We start from the raw sequence: 16,050 nt of genomic DNA, 5'->3' as shown, positions 1-16,050 counted from the left end.
GGCCCGCACCTACCCCTCGGCGACGCGGCCCACCCCGGCGAAGGCGGGATCGGTGTCGTCGAGCACGACGCCGAGCTCCGCCGCCTTGGCCCGGGCCTCCTCCGGGAAGATGTTCTGGACGATGTAGGGGTCGGCCGTGACCGAGTAGTCCGGGGCCAGGAACTTGGTGAAGCGGTCGATGTAGAGGAGCTGCTTCGCGATCAGCGCCAGCTCCTGGGGGATCGACGCCTTGTAGGTCTTGAGCATCTCGAGCGACTGCGCCACCAGCGCCGCCACGTCGATGCTGCCGAACCCGTCGGCGAGCATCGGCCCGAGCACCATGTTGAGGAACGCGCCCAGCTCTTCGTCGGAGCCCATGTCGGAGGGGATGGCACCGACCTCGCGGTAGGCCTTGGCCACCCGGGTGAAGTCGAGGTCGAAGGCGCACGTGAAGAAGAGGTCCTTGAGCACCGACCGCCACTCGGGGGACAGCTCGCCCATGATCCCGAAGTCGAGGTAGCAGCCCCGGCCGTCGTCGAGCGCCCAGATGTTGCCGGCGTGCATGTCGCCGTGGAACGGGCCGTGGACCATCGCCGCCTCGGCCCAGACCTTGGCACCGCGCCGGAGGATCGACTGGCCGTCCATGCCGCGTGCGACCAGCTCGTCGAAGTGGTCCATCGGGATCCCGTGGACGCGCTGCATGCAGATCGTCCGGGGACCGCAGTGGTCCCAGTAGACCTCGGGCGCCGTGATCATCGTGTTGTCGCCGAAGGCGCCGATGTTGTCCCGGAACACCTGCTGCTGGTGCGCCTCGAGCGCCGGGTTCAGCTCCCGGAAGGTCACCGAGTGGAGGTCGCGGATGATGCCGCGGGCGCCCGACGTCCGGCCCCACGGCGTCCACTCGATGACCGCGGCGATCCTGTACATGTTGCGCAGGTCGGTCGCCATCTGCTCGCGGATGTCGGGCCGCTGCACCTTGACCACCGCCGTGCGGCCGTCACGCAGCGTGCAGGCGTGGACCTGGCCGATCGACGCCGCCGACAGCGGCTCGTCGTCGAAGCTGGCGAAGACCTCGCGCACCGGCGCGCCGAGATCCGCCTCGACCGTCGCCCGGACCTGCTCGGCCGGGAACGGCGGGACCTCGTCGAGGCACCGGCGGGCCGCGTCGGCGAGCACCGCTGGGAACATGCTGCCGGAGCTGGCGATGATCTGGCCCGCCTTGACGAACGTGGGGCCGAGGCGGATGAACCCGTCGACCAGCCCGTCGCACGCGGTGCGCACGACCGGGGTCCGGCGCCGGCGCAGCGCCCGGCCGGCCAGCGCCGCCAGCACCGACCACGACAGCACGGTCACGACCACGACCGACCGCCAGATGTCGACCAGCCGGACCGCCTGGAGCGGTGGCGCGTCGACGTGCAGCGCTGCCGCCGGGGGCCCGTCCGCGAACGGGCCGCGGAAGGTCCCCGCTCCGTCGCCGAGGCCCCCGTCCGACGCGCCGTCCATGGCGGAGGAGCCTTGCAGGTGGGGCCCGACGGACCCAAGACGGCTGCGGTCCCCGCTCCCGGGCCCGGGCCGGGGGCGTCCGGGCAGCGGGGCGTCGGGGTGCGCGAGTAGAACACATGTTCGATGGACGGGCGCGCCACCATCCTCCACGCCGATCTCGACTCCTTCTTCGCCTCGGTCGAGCAGCGCGACGACCCGGCGCTGCGGGGCCGCCCGGTGATCGTCGGCGGCGGCGTCGTGCTGGCGGCGAGCTACGAGGCGAAGGCGTTCGGCGTGCAGGGGGCCATGGGCGGCCGCGAGGCCATGCGCCGCTGCCCCCACGCCGTGGTCGTCCCGCCGCGGTTCAGCGCCTACGTCCAGGCGAGCAAGGACACGTTCGAGGTGTTCCGGGACACGACGCCGCTCGTCGAGGGCATCTCGATCGACGAGGCCTTCCTCGAGGTCGGCGGGCTGGCCCGCACCGCCGGCACGCCGGTCGCCATCGCCGGCACGCTCCGCCGCCGCGTCGCCGACGAGGTGGGCCTGCCGATCACCGTCGGCGTCGCCCGGACGAAGTTCCTGGCCAAGGTCGCGAGCGCCGTCGCCAAGCCCGACGGTCTGCTCGAGGTCCCGCCCGACGACGAGGAGGCGTTCCTGCACCCGCTGCCCGTCGAGCGCCTGTGGGGCGTCGGCCCGGTCACGTCCGAGAAGCTTCGGGCGCGCGGCATCACCACCGTCGGCCAGCTCGCGGCGGTCGAGCGGGCGGCGCTGACGTCGATGCTCGGCCCGGCGTCGGCCCGGCACCTGCACGCGCTATCCCACCTCGAGGACCCGCGCCCGGTGCGGACGGGCCGACGCCGCCGCTCGATCGGGGCGCAGCGGGCCCTCGGGCGGTGGGCGGGCTCGGAGCACGACCTCGACCTGGCGCTGGTCGGGCTGGTCGACCGCGTCACCCGCCGCATGCGCGAGGCCGGTCGCGTCGGCCGCGTCGTCGTGCTGCGGCTGCGCTTCGGGGACTTCACGCGGGCCAGCCGGTCGCGCACGCTCCCCCACCCCACCGCCGACACGTCGGTGGTCCTCGCCGAGCTCCGGCACCTGATGGGGGCAGCGCGCGAGCTCATCGAGGAACGAGGGCTCACGCTCGTCGGCGTGTCGGTGTCGGGCCTCCAGGACGACGCGGCCGTCCAGCTCCCGCTGCCGTTCGACCGGCGCGCCACCCACGACCTCGACCGGGCGCTCGACGAGGTGCGGCAGCGCTTCGGCACCGACGCGATCGGCCGAACCGCGATGGTCGGCCGATCCGCCGGCATCGAGATGCCCACGCTCGACGACGAGGACCCCGATCCCTGATGCCCGCTGGGGCCCGGCTCGTCCTCGCGAGGCCCGTCCTCGACGGGCCCGTCCCGGACGGCCCGTCCGGAGACGGCGGTCAGGAGCGGGCCCGGAGGAAGGCCCGCCAGCCGCCGTGGTCGCTGATGTCGGGTGCGCCGGCCAGCGCTGCGGGCTCGCAGAGGAACCCCGGCACCTCTGACCCGTCGGCCAGGCGGACGCGGCCGATCGAGTGGGGCAGCGCCACCGACGCGACGAAGTCGCCGAAGTCGGCGGCCCCGAGCTCCCAGACCTCGACGTCGAGCGCCACGCCCCCCTCGGCGACCCGGACGAGCCCGGGCTTGGGGAGCGGGCCGTCGAGCAGGTGCATCCGGTAGTGGGGTGCCGTGGTCGTGGCGGCCACGAACCGGCCGCCACGGTCGAGCAGCTGGTGCTCGAGCGGCTGGCCCCGGAGGTGGGCCCCGACCACCACGACCTGGACCGGGCCGGGCTGGGTCGGCGGCGTCGGCGCCGCGACCGGTCCGGCCTCGCCGATGAGCTCGGCGCCGATGCGGGCCAGGCGCCGGTCGCTCCACGCCGGCCCGGTCAGGGTGACGCCGACGGGCAGACCGTCGGAGCGGCGGCCGGCCGGCAGCGACAGCGCCGCCAGGTCGAGCAGGTTGCAGAAGTTGGTCCAGCGGCCGAGGACCGAGTTCGTCCGCACCGGATCGGCCTGCACCTCGGCGATCGTGAACGCCCGGGGGATCGTCGGGATCAGGAGGGCGTCGACGACGCTCCACGTCGGAGCCGACCGGTGCGCGAGGTCGGCGAGCCGCGTCAGGTCGGCGGCGAAGGAGTGGGCGGGGATGCGACCCGCCGCCGAGATGATCGGTCCGACGACCGGGTCCACCTCGTCGGGGTGCCCGTCGACGAACCGGCCCACGGCGTCGTAGCGCTCGGCCACGAACCCGCCGCCGTAGAGCAGCGTCGCCGTCTCGAGGAAGAGCGTGAGGTCGAGCTCGACGACGCGGTGGCCCAGGTCCGACAGGCGGTCGGCGCGGGCGAGCAGCGCGGCCCGCAGCTCGGGATCCAGGTCCGGGTCGGCGGCCAGGGTCGCGGCGTCGGGCACGCCGATCACTGCGCCGTAGCCGCTCGGGTCGACCGGGTCCGGCACCGGTCCCCGGGCCCGGCTCCAGGGATCGTCGAGGTCCTCCGCGGCCATGATCCCCACCGCCTGCAGCGCGCCCGACACGTCGCGGGCGAACACCGACACGCAGTCGAGCGACCGGCAGGCCGGGACGACGCCCGCGCCGCTGACCCAGCCCCGGGTCGGCTTGAGGCCGACGATGCCGTTGAGGGCGGCGGGGACGCGACCCGAGCCGGCGGTGTCGGTGCCGAGCGCGAGGTCGACCAGCCCGAGCGCCACCGCGACGGCCGACCCCGACGAGGAGCCACCGGAGATGTGGTCGGGCAGCACCGCGTTGCGGACGACCCCGTACGGCGATCGCGTGCCGACCAGGCCGGTCGCGAACTGGTCCATGTTGGTGGCGCCGACGACCACCGCCCCGGCCTCGCGGAGGCGCCGGACCACGGTGGCGGATCGCTCGGGGATCGTGCCGTAGGACGGGCAGCCGGCGGTCGTCGGCCACCCCTCGACGTCGATGTTGCCCTTGACGGCCACCGTCGCACCGGCGAGCGGCAGGTGCTCGCCCGCCGCCAGCCGGCCGGCCACGCCGGCGGCCTCGGCCAGGACGGCGTCGTGGTCGGGCGGGTGGATCCAGATCTCCGGCCGGTCGCACGCCGCGATGCTGCGCAGGGACGCGGCGACCCGCTCCTCCACGCCGGCCGGCGTCGGCACCTGTCGGTCATGCATCGGCGATCACCACCAGCGCAGAGCCTGCCTCCACCAGGGTGCCGGGCGCAGCGACCACCCGCCGGACCGTCCCCGCGGCGGTCGCGGCGACCGGCGTCTCGGTCTTCATCGCTTCCAGCACGACGAGCACCTGGCCGGGCTCCACCACCTGGCCCTCCTCGACCTCGACCCGCCACACGTTGGCCGCCATCGGCGAGCGCACGACCGACTCACCCGGCCCGGCGCCGACGTCGTCGGCCGCCCCGCCGGCGGCGACGGGCGCGGGCTCGTCGTCGGTCCGGTCGAACTCCCCCGCCGCCCGCCAGGCCGTGCGCTCGGCCGCGAACGCGGCCTGCTGGCGCGATCGGAACGCCTCGATCGAGGCCGCCTCGGACTCGAGGGTGCGTCGGTGGTCGGCGAGGCGGAACGTGGTCTCCTCCACCTCGACCTCGACGCGCCCGTGCGGGAACGCGGCCCGCATCTCGAGCAGCTCGTCCGCCTCGACGGGGTACCAGCGGATCTGGTCGAACAGCCGGAGGAGCCAGCGCTCCTCTCCCTCGAAGGGCCCGGTCCGGCCGTAGCGGTTCCAGACCTGCAGCGTCCGGCCGACGAACTGGTACCCGCCCGGGCCCTCCATGCCGTAGATGCAGAGGTACGCGCCGCCGATGCCGACCGCGTTCTCCGGCGTCCAGGTCCGGGCCGGGTTGTACTTGGTCGTCACGAGCCGGTGGCGCGGGTCGAGCGGCGTCGCGACCGGCGCGCCGAGGTAGACGTCGCCGAGCCCGAGGACCAGGTAGCTGGCGTCGAAGACCGTGCGGCGCACGTCGTCGGTCGACGCGAGCCCGTTGATCCGGCGGATGAACTCGATGTTCCAGGGGCACCAGGGCGCGTCGTCGCGGACCGAGGTCATGTACCGCTCGATCGCCTCGCGGGTCGCCGGGTCGTCCCACGACAGCGGCAGGTGCACGACCCGGGACGGGACCTCGATCTCGTCCGTGCGCGGCAGCTCGTCCTGCGCCTCGAGCACGAGGTCGGCGGCGCGCTCGACGCTCAGGACCGACGGGTCCACGTGGAGCTGCAGGGATCGGATGCCGGCCGTCAGGTCGACGATCCCCGGGATGCGCCGGGCTTCGAGCCACCGGTGGAGCGTGTGCACGCGGAGGCGGACCTCGAGGTCGAGCACCATCGGCCCGTACTCGACCAGGAGGTTGTCGTCGCCGGCGCGGCGGAGGACGAGCTCGTGGCGGTCGTGGCTCGGCGGCTCCCGGTGCAGCACGCCGTCGGGCACCGCCGCCCCGACCGGCGGGACCGTCGGCGTCGGGGCGGTCGCTCCGTCGTCGCCCGCCGGTGCACCGCCGTCATCGGCGCTGGCGCCGACCGCGGCATCACGACGGCGGCGGAGCTCGGCCGCCCTGGCCGCGTCGACGGCCACGAGGTGGACCGTGTCGCCCGGGCGGAGCTGGCCGAGCTTCCACCGCTCGGCCTCGCACACCACCGCCGGGCAGACGAAGCCGCCGAGGCTCGGGCCGTCGGGGCCGAGCAGGATCGGCATGTCGCCGGTGAAGTCGACCGAGCCCACGGCGTACGGCGTGTCGTGGATGTTGGAGGGATGCAGGCCGGCCTCGCCGCCGTCGGGCCGGGCCCACGTCGGCTTGGGCCCGACGAGCCGGACGCCGGTCCGGGACGAGTTGTGGTGGACCTTCCACTCGGCCGCGAGCACGCGGTCGACGTCCTCCCGGGTGAAGAAGTCCGGCGCGCCGTGCGGCCCGATCGTGACCTGCAGCTCCCACGCCGAGGTGAGCGTCGGCCGGTCGGCCTCGGGGACCGGTGCCGGATCGGTCGACCCCGCGGCGACCGGGGCGACGCGGAGGACGTCGCCGGACCGCAGCGCCCGGCCGCCGAGCCCACCGAAGCCGCCGAGCGTGAAGGTGGCGGCGCTCCCCAGGTAGGTGGGCACGTCGAGTCCGCCCCGGACCGCCAGGTACGCCCGCAGCCCGGGGCCGCTCCCGGTGCCGATGGCGAGCACCCCACCGGCGGGCACCGCGAACGGTCGCCAGTACTGGACCTCGACCCCGTCGAGCGTGACCGGCATCGGGGCGCCAGCCAGGCAGGCCACCGCCCCCTCCCGGAACCGAAGGGTCGGCCCGGACAGCGTGAGCTCGAGCCCGGCGGCCGACGGCGGGTTGCCGAGCGCACGGTTGGCGAGCCGGAACGACAGGTCGTCCATCGGTCCGGACGGCGGCACACCCACGTCCCAGTGGCCGAGCCGCCCGGGGTGGTCCTGGACCGTCGTCATCGTCCCGGGCTCCAGGACCTCGATCGTCGGCGACGGCACCGGGACGGCGTCGAGGTCGGCCGTCGTGGCCGGCACGGCGCGCAGCAGCGGTGTGCCCAGCACCGACCGCAGGAGCCCGAGGTTGGTCTCGAGCCCGTCCAGGTGCGTGCGGGCGAGCGCGTCGGACAGCCGGTCCGCCGCCTCCTCCCGGTCGGTCCCGAGCGCGATGACCTTGGCCAGCAGCGGGTCGTAGAGCGGGGTGACCTCGGTCCCGGTCGAGACCCACGTATCGACCCGGGGCGCGGCGCCGGCCTCGCCGACCGGGGCCGGCTCGAACCGTGAGGCGTCGTCGGGGAACACGACGCGGGTCAGCACGCCCGCCGAGGGACGGTGGTCGCGAGCGGCGTCCTCGGCGTACAGCCGGGCCTCGATCGCATGGCCCCGGGGCTGGGGGTCCGACGCCCGCCACCGCTCGAGGAGGTCCGCGTCGCCGGCGGCGAGCCGCACCATCCACTCGACGAGGTCGACGCCCCACACCGCCTCGGTCACCGGGTGCTCGACCTGCAGCCGCGCGTTGACCTCGAGGAACGAGACGTCGAAGCGGTCCGCGTCGACGAGGAACTCGACCGTGCCCGCCGACCGGTAGCGCACGGATGCGGCCAGCTCCCGTGCGGCGTCGTGCAGGAGCGTGCGGACCTCGCCGGGGAGGCCCGCCGCAGGGGTCTCCTCGAACACCTTCTGGTTGCGGCGCTGCAGCGAGCAGTCGCGCTCCCCCAGCGTGACGGCATCGCCCTCGCCGTCGCCGAAGACCTGGACCTCGACGTGTCGGGCGCGGGCGACGTAGCGCTCCAGGAACACGCCGCCGGAACCGAAGTTCGCCTCGCCCAGCCGCTGGACCCGTTCGAACGAGTCCCGCAGCGAGGCGGCGTCGTCGCACACGGTCATGCCGATCCCGCCGCCGCCGGCCACGGCCTTCAGCATCACCGGGTACCCCACCTCGGAGGCGCGCTCGAGCGCCTCGTCGAGCGAGCCGAGCAGCCCGGAGCCCGCGAGCAGCGGCACGCCGGCGGCCGCCGCCGCGTCGCGGGCCAGGTGCTTCTGGCCGAACACCCGCAGCTGCTCGGGCGTCGGGCCGATGAACGTCACGCCCTCGCGCTCGAGCGCAGCCGCCAGCTCGGCGCTCTCCGACAGGAAGCCGTAGCCCGGGTGGACGGCCTGCGCACCCGACCCGCGCACGGCCGACAGGAGGGCGTCGAGGTCGAGGTAGCTCTCGCGCGCCGGGCCCGGGCCCAGCCGGACGGCACGGTCCGCCATGGCGACGTGGGGCGAGCCGAGGTCGGCGTCGGAGTAGACGGCCACGGTGCCGATGCCCATGCGCCGGAGGGTGTGCAGCACCCGGCACGCGATCTCGCCCCGGTTGGCGACCAGCACGCGTTCGAACGCGCCGGACGGCGCGCCGCTCGGGCCGCTCACGAGCCCACCGGCCGCGTGATCGTCATCTGCACGGGCGTCGAATCGAACCCGTTGCACGGGTTGTTGATCTGCGGGCAGTTCGACACCACGACGAGGACGTCGCGCTCGGCGCGGAGGTCGAGCCACAGCCCCGGCGCCGAGATCCCGTCGACGATCCCGAGCGAGCCGTCGTGCTCGACCGGCACGTTCATGAACCAGTTGATGTTCGACTGGATGTCCCGCTTGGTCAGCCCGTGGCGCGACAGCTCCAGCACGAAGTTCTCGACGCACGCGTGCTGGTGCCACGTGTGGTGGCCGTACCGCAGCGTGTTGGACTCCTTCGAGCACGCCCCGCCGATCGTGTCGTGGCGGGAGCACGTCGTGTCGACCAGCGTCATCAGGGGACGGCCCTCGTTCGACAGCAGCACCGTGCCCGGGGTCAGGAAGATGTTGCGCTGGGCGGCCATCGTGTCGGGGGCGCTGTAGCGCTCGCGCGGATCGTGCGCGTCGTGGATGAGGCAGTCCACCGCCTGGTTGCCGCCGAGGTCGGTGATCCGCAGCGTCTCGCCGGCCCGCACCACGTGGGACCACGGCGCCCGGGCCCGGACCGTCTCGTCGAACACGATCTCGCCGGTCACGATGCGGTCCTCCCGCTCCCCGCCGCTGGGGCCGCTGCGGCGTAGAGGTCCTCGGTGTTCAGGTACGCCCGCAGCCCCTCCGGCGTCGCGTTCCGCACCGGGTCGTCGGGGGCGGCGGGCTCGCCGCGCCAGGCCAGGATGCGGACCGGCGTGACGGTGTAGTCCGGCCGGTCGTCGAGGACGTGCGGGACGTCCACCAGCGTCACCAGCACGTCCATCTCCGCCCGCAGGACGACGCGGGTGCCCGGGGCGGCCGGGACCGCGTCGAGGGCGATCGTCCCGTCGTCGGCCACCGTCACGCCCTTGAACAGCGTCAGGTTGGGAGCGACGTCGCGACGGTCGAGGCCCTGCTTGATCAGGGCGACCGCGAACCGGTCCCGCCCGTTCGGGTTCGGTCCGTCGACCTCGCCGTCGCCGTAGCGGCGCTCGTTGGTGGACCGGTTCGACGTCCCGCAGAAGGCGTCGTGGCGACCGGAGGTGTCCTCGACGACCGCCATCATCACCCTCCCGAGGTCCGACAGCAGGAGCGACCCGGCGGTCGGGTACGCCTGCCACTGCACCTTCACCGTGTCGGCGATGTTGAGCCGCTCCGCCGTCTGGTCGGCGCGGTGCACCAGGAGGCCGACGCAGCCGTCGCCGTCGGTGTCCTCGACCATCAGGTGCGTGCCCCGGGCGAGGACCTTGGCCGTCGCTCCGCCGCCGTCGAGCACCTCGGCCCACACCACGTCGGCCGGCTCGACCCCCTCCGGCAGGTCGCTCGCGTCGCCGGCCGGGACGGTGGGCTGCGTGCGGACCCGGGTCGTGCCCATCGCCCGCGCGTGGTCGCGAGCCGCCCACGTCGTGGCGGTCGATCCCTCCGGTGGCTGGTCGTCCGCTCCCACTCGCGCTCCTCGTTCCTCGTGGCCGGCCGGTGACGGCGCATTTCGACGACGTATCGAAACAACAGTGAAGGGCCTGCGCCGCCCCGCGGTCAACGCCGAGCGCGTCGCTTCTCCGAGCCGTAACGGAGCGTTCACGCGACGGGGGGCGGATCGAGCCGTCGCAGCCCGATCAGTCGAACGGGAGCGCCTTCGCGCGGATCGCCTCGAGCGGCGTGCCCTCGGCCAGCAGGCCGGCCACCGCGACGTCGGCGACCTCGCAGGCGACGACGTCGAGCGGCGGGCGCGTGCGGCCGCGGTACCAGTTCTGCGAGCCCTCGTCGGTGGCCATCACCGTCAGGGCGGCCCGCCGCGGGTCGACCTCGCGGAGCTCGCCCTCCTCGACCCCCGTCCGCACGAGGCCCGACAGCAGCCGCACGAGCGCTTCGCGGTCGCGCCAGTAGCCGGCGAACCGTTCGGCGTCGTGGCGCGCCAGGCGGTGGACCTCGTTGATGTCGAGCGGGAGCCGGGTGAGCGCGGTCACGTCGCCGCGCACGAAGCGGTACAGCTGCGTCGCCGGGGAGCCGCCGTCCGCCATGACCCGTCGCAGCAGCTCGAGCGGGACGACGCTGGCGCGGGCCACGAGCGCCGCCAGCAGCTCCTCCTTGGAGGAGAAGTAGTAGTAGAGCGACGACTGGCGCAGGCCGGCGGCCTGGGCGATCCGGGTCATCGACGTGCCGGCCACGCCGTGCTCGCCGAACAGCTCGCCGGCCACCTGGAGGATCTCCTCGACCGGGTCGAGCCCGCTCCGGGCGCGGCCGCCGGCACGAGGACGGCCCACCCGTCGCGGCTCGTCGGCACCGGTCGCCATGACCCGACAGTACCGCCCCCGCGCTCGGGCGCTGCGCCCGACGTCGAAGGTTTCGAGTCGTCATCGAAATCGACACGGCCGGTTCGCGGCGGCGAAACGAGGAGGAAACACAAGCTCCGTACGTTCCGGGTCGTCGACCGAGCGCCGCGACGGCGGACCGACCCCTCAGGAGCACACCGTGACCACCACTCCCCGACCCTCGGGCCGTCGCCGCCCCGCTGCGCTGCTCGTGGCGCTGCTGGCCGTCGTGGCGCTCGCCGCAGCGGCCTGCGGCGACGACGACAGCGCCGACGGCGCCACGACCACCGCCGGCGGGTCCGGCGGCGACATGGCGCTGACGATCGGCTACTCCGCCTGGCCCGGGTGGTTCCCGCTCGCCGTGGCCGACGAGAAGGGCATCTTCGCCGAGCACGGGCTCGACGTGGACCTCAAGTACTTCACGGACTACACGGCCTCGCTCGACGCCCTCGTCGCGGGCCAGGTCGACGTCAACGCGCAGACGCTGAACGACACGATCTTCGGCGTCGCCTCGGGCGCCGACCAGCGGGTCGTGGTCGTCAACGACAACTCCACCGGCAACGACCAGATCATCTGCGACCAGTCGATCACGTCCGTCCAGGACATGAAGGGGAAGACGGTCGCCGCCGAGGCCGGCGTCGTCGACCACTTCCTGCTCCTGCAGGGCCTCACCGAGGAGGGCCTGACCGAGGACGACATCGAGTTCAAGGGCGTCAAGACCGACGCCGCCGCTGCGGCGTTCGCCGGCGGTGAGTTCGACTGCGTCGGCGTGTTCGCCCCGTTCACCGTCCAGGCGATGGAGCGGCCGGGCGCCCACGTGCTCTTCAGCTCGAAGGACTTCCCCGGCGTGATCCCCGACCACCTCGTGGCCACCGCCGAGGCGGCCGGCGACACCGAGGCGATGCAGGCCCTCGTCGACGCCTGGTACGCCACGCTCGAGTGGATCGCCGCCAACCCGGAGGAGGCCCGCTCGATCATGGCCGAGAAGGCCGGGGTGAGCGACGCCGAGTACGCGGAGTTCGACGCCGGCACGACGCTCTTCACCCGGGAGCAGGCGATGAACGCCTTCGAGGACCGGGCCGGCGACCCCACGTCGCTGCCCGAGATGGCCCGGCGCATCAACCCGTTCCTCGTCGAGTCGGGGCTGGCCGAGGAGGAGGCCGACCTGTCGGAGCTCTTCCTCCCCGAGTTCACGGAGAAGGCCTCGACCGGCGCCACGACCACGACGGCGGGCGGTTGACGGTGACGACGCTGGCAGCGGGACCGGGCGTGCGAGGGCACGCCCAGTCCCACCTGCTGCGGATCCGCAGCGGCATCGCCTCGCCGTGGCGGTGGGGCCTCGGGCTCCTCGGCATCGTCGTGGTGCTCGGCGGGTGGTGGCTGCTCGCGGTCCGGATGGCCCGGCCGCAGGTGCTGCCGACGCCCCCCGCCACGCTCACCGCGCTCCGCGAGCTCGCCTCGGACGGCACGCTCTGGGAGGACGCGTGGGCGTCCGGCGTGCGCATCGTCGTCGGCTACGGCATCTCGGTGGCGCTCGGCGTGGCGTTCGGCCTGCTGATCGGGACCTTCGTCAGCTTCGAGTCGTTCTTCGAGGCGCCGGTCGGCTTCCTCCGCTACATCCCCGCCAGCGCCCTCACCCCGGTGTTCCTGCTCTGGCTCGGCCTCGGCGAGGCGCCGAAGATCTGGCTGATCATCATCGGCACGGCCTTCTTCAACATCCTGATGATGGCCGACGTCGCCCGATCGGTCCCCCGGGAGCTGATCGACGCGTCCTACACCCTCGGCGCCCGACGGTGGACGGTCATGCGGCGCGTCGTGCTCCGGTGGTCGGTCCCGGGCCTGATCGACGCCGCCCGCGTCAACCTGGCCGCGGCGTGGCTCATGCTCGTCGTGGCCGAGCTGCTCGCAGCCGACTCCGGCCTCGCCTACCAGATCAACCGGGCGCTGCGGTTCCGGGCCGTCGACAAGATGTTCGCCCTGCTCGTCGTCTTCGGCCTGATCGGCCTGTGCTCCGACCTCTTCCTGCGCTGGCTGCGCAACCGCAGCGCACCGTGGGCCCGGTCGTGACGAGCGCCGCCGGCCGCACCGGCAAGCTCGTGGTCGACGGCGTGACCAAGCGCTTCGGCGGCCGGTCCGGCGAGGTGCTCGCGCTCGACGACGTGAGCCTGCACGTCGAGGACGGCGAGCTCGTGTGCCTGCTCGGGGCGTCGGGGTGCGGCAAGTCGACGCTGCTGTCGATCATCGGTGGGCTCGAGACCGCGACCTCCGGGGAGGTGCGCGTCGAGGGCGACCTGGTGATCGGCCCGGGCGCCGACCGCGGGATGGTCTTCCAGGCCTACTCGCTCTACCCGTGGGCGACGGTCGCCGGGAACATCGGGTGGGGCCTGCAGGTCGCCGGGTGGTCGAAGCAGCGGCGCGCCGAGCGCGTCGAGGAGCTGCTCGGGATCATGTCGCTCACCGAGTTCGCCGACGCACTGCCCAAGGAGCTCTCGGGCGGCATGCGCCAGCGCGTCGCGATCGCCCGTGCGCTGGCCCCCGAGCCCGACGTGCTGCTGCTCGACGAGCCGTTCGGCGCGCTCGACGCGCAGACGAAGCGCCACCTGCAGGACTTCCTGCTCGGTGTGTGGGCCCGCACCGGCGTCACGATCCTGATGGTCACGCACGACGTGGAGGAGGCCGTCTACCTCTCGAACCGCGTGTACGTGATGAGCCCCCGCCCCGGCCGCATGGCCGAGGAGGTCGAGATCCCGTTCGGCGGCCAGCGCGGCGCGTCGATCAAGCGCGACCCGCGCTTCCTCGACCTCCGCGACGAGCTCTCGGACCTCCTGGGCTGAGCCCCGACCCGCTCTGTCACGGCTGGCGGTGCCGTTCGGCACCGCCAGCCGTGACAGAGCGTGGGGTGGGGCGAGCAGGTCAGCGGCGGTTGCGGCGGCGGTCGAGCCGGGCGCCCTGCACGAGCACCCTCTGGGAGAGGCCGGCGGGCAGCCGGGACACGAGGTCGAGGAACGTCCCGTCGGCCCCGACCAGCACCCGCCGCCGGTTGCGCTCGACGCCGGCCAGGATCTGCTCCGCCGCGGCCTCGGGCGTCGTGCGGGCGATACGGTCGAACGCCTCGCCGAGGTCCTGGCCCGGCTTCACCGGCGCGGCGGTCGCCGGGTCCTGGCGGGCACGCCGGGCGATGTTGGTCTTCACCCCGCCCGGGTGCACGGTCGTGACCGACACGCAGCTGCGGGCGATCTCGAGCTCCATCCGCAGCGCGTCGGAGAAGCCCCGGACCGCGAACTTCGAGATGTTGTAGGCCGACTGCGACGGGATGCTCAGCAGCCCGAACACGCTCGACAGGTTGACGATGTGGCCCTCGCCCGAGTCCTCGAGGTGGGGCAGGAAGGCGCGGCACCCGTTGACGACGCCCCAGAGGTTGATGTCGACGAGCCAGTGGAGGTCCTCGTCGGACATCGTGGCGATGTCGGCGACCAGGGCGACCCCGGCGTTGTTGAACAGCAGGTTCACGTGGCCGTGCTCGGCGGGGACCGTCGCGGCCCACTCGTAGATCGCGTCGCGGTCGGCCACGTCGAGCCGCTGCGAGGTGACCTTGACCCCGTAGCCCTCGCACTCCGCCACGGTGGCGGCCAGCCCGTCGGTGTCGATGTCGGTCAGCGCGAGGTGCGTGCCGCGACGGGCGAGGTCGACGGCGAGGGCCCGGCCGATGCCGGAGCCGGCCCCGGTGATGGCGGCGACGCGGCCGCGGAGCTCCTTCACGATGCCCTCCCGATCGATCCCGCCGTCCCCTGCCCCACCGTCGCCCGGCCGGCGGCGCTCGCCGGGCGGGGGTTGGAGAACACCATCTCGGGGTCGACGACGTCGCTGCGCCGCATCTGGCGGTAGTCGTACACGTAGTTCTGGTCGACCCTCCACGGCGACCGGCTGCCCTGCTTGGGGAACCGGTCGGCGCTGCGGGTGACGTACCCGGAGGTGAGGCCGAGCAGCGGCGCGCGCTCGGTGTCGGCGTCGGCCGGCGTCGGCGTGCACTGGCGCATCCCGGTGCGGCGCATGTGGTTGAGCAGCCGCGTCACGTACTCGCTGATCAGGTCGGCGCGCAGCGTCCACGACGCGTTCGTGTAGCCGACCGCGATCGCCAGGTTCGGCACGCCGTCCAGCATCATCCCCTTGTAGGCGAGCCGGTCGGCCGGGTCGACCTTGTCGCCGTCGACGATGACGTCCATGCCGCCCATGAACAGGAGGTCGAGCCCGGTGGCGGCCACGACCACGTCGGCCTGCAGCTCCCGGCCCGACCGGAGCCGGATGCCGTCGGGGGTGAAGCGCTCGACGTGGTCGGTGACGACGTCGACGGTGCCCTCGGAGATGGCCGTGAACATGTCGCCGTTCGACACGACGCACAGGCGCTGGTCCCACGGGTCGTAGGTCGGCGTGAAGTGCGTGTCGATGTCGAAGCCCTCGGGGAGCTGCTTCTCGAGTCGGCGGCGCAGCGCCTTCTTCACCAGCTCGGGGCGACGGCGGCTGAGCTGGTAGCTGGCGAGGGTGCCGAGCGACAGCATCCAGCGGAGGATCGGCCCGGACACCGACGGCGGCAGGACCTTGCGGAGCCCGTCGGCGAGCGGGTTGCGGTTGGGCAGGGCGACCACGTAGGTCGGCGAGCGCTGGAGCATGGTGACCTGCGCGCCGAGCGCCGCGAGCGACGGGACCAGGGTCACGGCGGTGGCGCCGCTGCCGATCACGACCGCCCGCCGGCCGGCGACGTCGAGGTCCTCGGGCCAGAACTGCGGGTGCACCAGGGTGCCGCCGAAGTCGTCCATCCCCTCGAAGTCGGGGAGGTAGCCGCGGTCGTAGCGGTAGTAGCCGGTGCACGAGTACAGGAACGAGCACGTGACGACGACCGGCTCGCCGGTGTCGGCGCGCTCGGCGGTCACCGTCCAGCGCGCCTCCTCTGTCGACCACTCGGCCCGGGTGATGCGGTGCCCGAACCGGATGTGGCGGTCGATGCCCTCCTCGGCCGCGGTGTCCTTCAGGTACTGGAGGATCGTGTCGCCGTCGGCGATCGACTTCTCGCCCTGCCACGGCCGGAACGAGTAGCTGAACGTGAACATGTCCGAGTCGGACCGGATGCCCGGGTAGCGGAAGAGGTCCCAGGTGCCCCCGATCGAGTCCCGCGCCTCGAAGAGCGCGAACGTGGCCCAGCGGCACTCGGTCTGCAGGAAGTGGGCGGCGCCGATGCCGGACAGCCCGGCACCGACGATGAGCACGTCGAGGTGCTCCGGGGTCGAGGAGGCGTCGTGGGCCATCGGCCCAGCCTCGCGCTC

General features: G+C 73.7%; 12 protein-coding genes. 4 read left to right on the top strand and 8 right to left on the bottom strand.

Annotated elements, in window-relative coordinates:
- Nucleotides 1–9: 9 nt before the first annotated feature.
- Complete coding sequence (locus LH044_RS18370; RefSeq protein ID WP_227757044.1) at nt 10–1,482, bottom strand: ABC1 kinase family protein; 1,473 nt, start codon at nt 1,480–1,482, stop codon at nt 10–12.
- Nucleotides 1,483–1,605: 123 nt separating this feature from the next.
- Here LH044_RS18370 and dinB point away from each other — a divergent pair, with 123 nt between their 5' ends.
- The gene (dinB, locus tag LH044_RS18365) at nt 1,606–2,811 is read left to right on the top strand and encodes a DNA polymerase IV (RefSeq protein ID WP_227757043.1); all 1,206 of its coding nucleotides are present in this window, start codon (nt 1,606–1,608) and stop codon (nt 2,809–2,811) included.
- Between the two features lie 79 nt (nt 2,812–2,890).
- On the opposite strand, the gene atzF is transcribed toward dinB, so the two are convergent.
- From atzF to LH044_RS18340, 5 genes are all read right to left on the bottom strand, one after another.
- Nucleotides 2,891–4,642 (bottom strand): allophanate hydrolase, encoded by a 1,752-nt coding sequence (gene atzF, locus LH044_RS18360; RefSeq protein WP_227757042.1) that lies wholly within the window; start codon nt 4,640–4,642, stop codon nt 2,891–2,893.
- Nucleotides 4,635–8,369: an urea carboxylase gene (gene uca / locus LH044_RS18355; protein ID WP_227757041.1), complete on the bottom strand. Its 3,735-nt coding sequence runs from the start codon at nt 8,367–8,369 to the stop codon at nt 4,635–4,637. Before uca ends, atzF begins: the two co-directional genes overlap by 8 nt.
- Complete coding sequence (locus LH044_RS18350) at nt 8,366–8,986, bottom strand: urea amidolyase associated protein UAAP2 (protein WP_227757040.1); 621 nt, start codon at nt 8,984–8,986, stop codon at nt 8,366–8,368. The genes uca and LH044_RS18350 overlap by 4 nt, the downstream gene beginning before the upstream one ends.
- Nucleotides 8,983–9,795, bottom strand: coding sequence for an urea amidolyase associated protein UAAP1 (locus LH044_RS18345; RefSeq protein WP_374210642.1), 813 nt, complete (start codon nt 9,793–9,795; stop codon nt 8,983–8,985). The genes LH044_RS18350 and LH044_RS18345 overlap by 4 nt, the downstream gene beginning before the upstream one ends.
- Before the next feature lie 241 nt (nt 9,796–10,036).
- The gene (locus LH044_RS18340; protein WP_227757038.1) at nt 10,037–10,714 is read right to left on the bottom strand and encodes a TetR/AcrR family transcriptional regulator; all 678 of its coding nucleotides are present in this window, start codon (nt 10,712–10,714) and stop codon (nt 10,037–10,039) included.
- Between the two features lie 178 nt (nt 10,715–10,892).
- Here LH044_RS18340 and LH044_RS18335 point away from each other — a divergent pair, with 178 nt between their 5' ends.
- The 3 genes from LH044_RS18335 to LH044_RS18325 are packed head-to-tail and all read left to right on the top strand — an operon-like array spanning nt 10,893 to nt 13,566.
- On the top strand, nt 10,893–11,972 hold the full coding sequence (locus LH044_RS18335; protein WP_227757037.1) for an aliphatic sulfonate ABC transporter substrate-binding protein: 1,080 nt from the start codon (nt 10,893–10,895) through the stop codon (nt 11,970–11,972).
- 29 nt (nt 11,973–12,001) lie between these two features.
- Nucleotides 12,002–12,799 carry an ABC transporter permease gene (locus LH044_RS18330; protein WP_227757036.1) on the top strand — a complete coding sequence of 266 codons (798 nt, stop codon included), beginning with the start codon at nt 12,002–12,004 and terminating at the stop codon, nt 12,797–12,799.
- Nucleotides 12,796–13,566, top strand: coding sequence for an ABC transporter ATP-binding protein (locus tag LH044_RS18325; RefSeq protein WP_227757035.1), 771 nt, complete (start codon nt 12,796–12,798; stop codon nt 13,564–13,566). The genes LH044_RS18330 and LH044_RS18325 overlap by 4 nt, the downstream gene beginning before the upstream one ends.
- A gap of 79 nt (nt 13,567–13,645) precedes the next feature.
- Here LH044_RS18325 and LH044_RS18320 read toward each other — a convergent pair whose 3' ends face one another.
- Nucleotides 13,646–14,491, bottom strand: coding sequence for an SDR family NAD(P)-dependent oxidoreductase (locus tag LH044_RS18320; protein WP_227757034.1), 846 nt, complete (start codon nt 14,489–14,491; stop codon nt 13,646–13,648).
- Nucleotides 14,488–16,032 (bottom strand): flavin-containing monooxygenase, encoded by a 1,545-nt coding sequence (locus LH044_RS18315; RefSeq protein WP_227757033.1) that lies wholly within the window; start codon nt 16,030–16,032, stop codon nt 14,488–14,490. Before LH044_RS18315 ends, LH044_RS18320 begins: the two co-directional genes overlap by 4 nt.
- Nucleotides 16,033–16,050 lie beyond the last annotated feature (18 nt).

This window comes from Dermatobacter hominis (assembly GCF_020715685.1).
Classification (GTDB): Bacteria; Actinomycetota; Acidimicrobiia; order Acidimicrobiales; family Microtrichaceae; genus Dermatobacter; species Dermatobacter hominis.
Note: the sequence above shows the minus strand (reverse complement) of the source record. Positions and strands in the feature narration are given on the sequence as shown.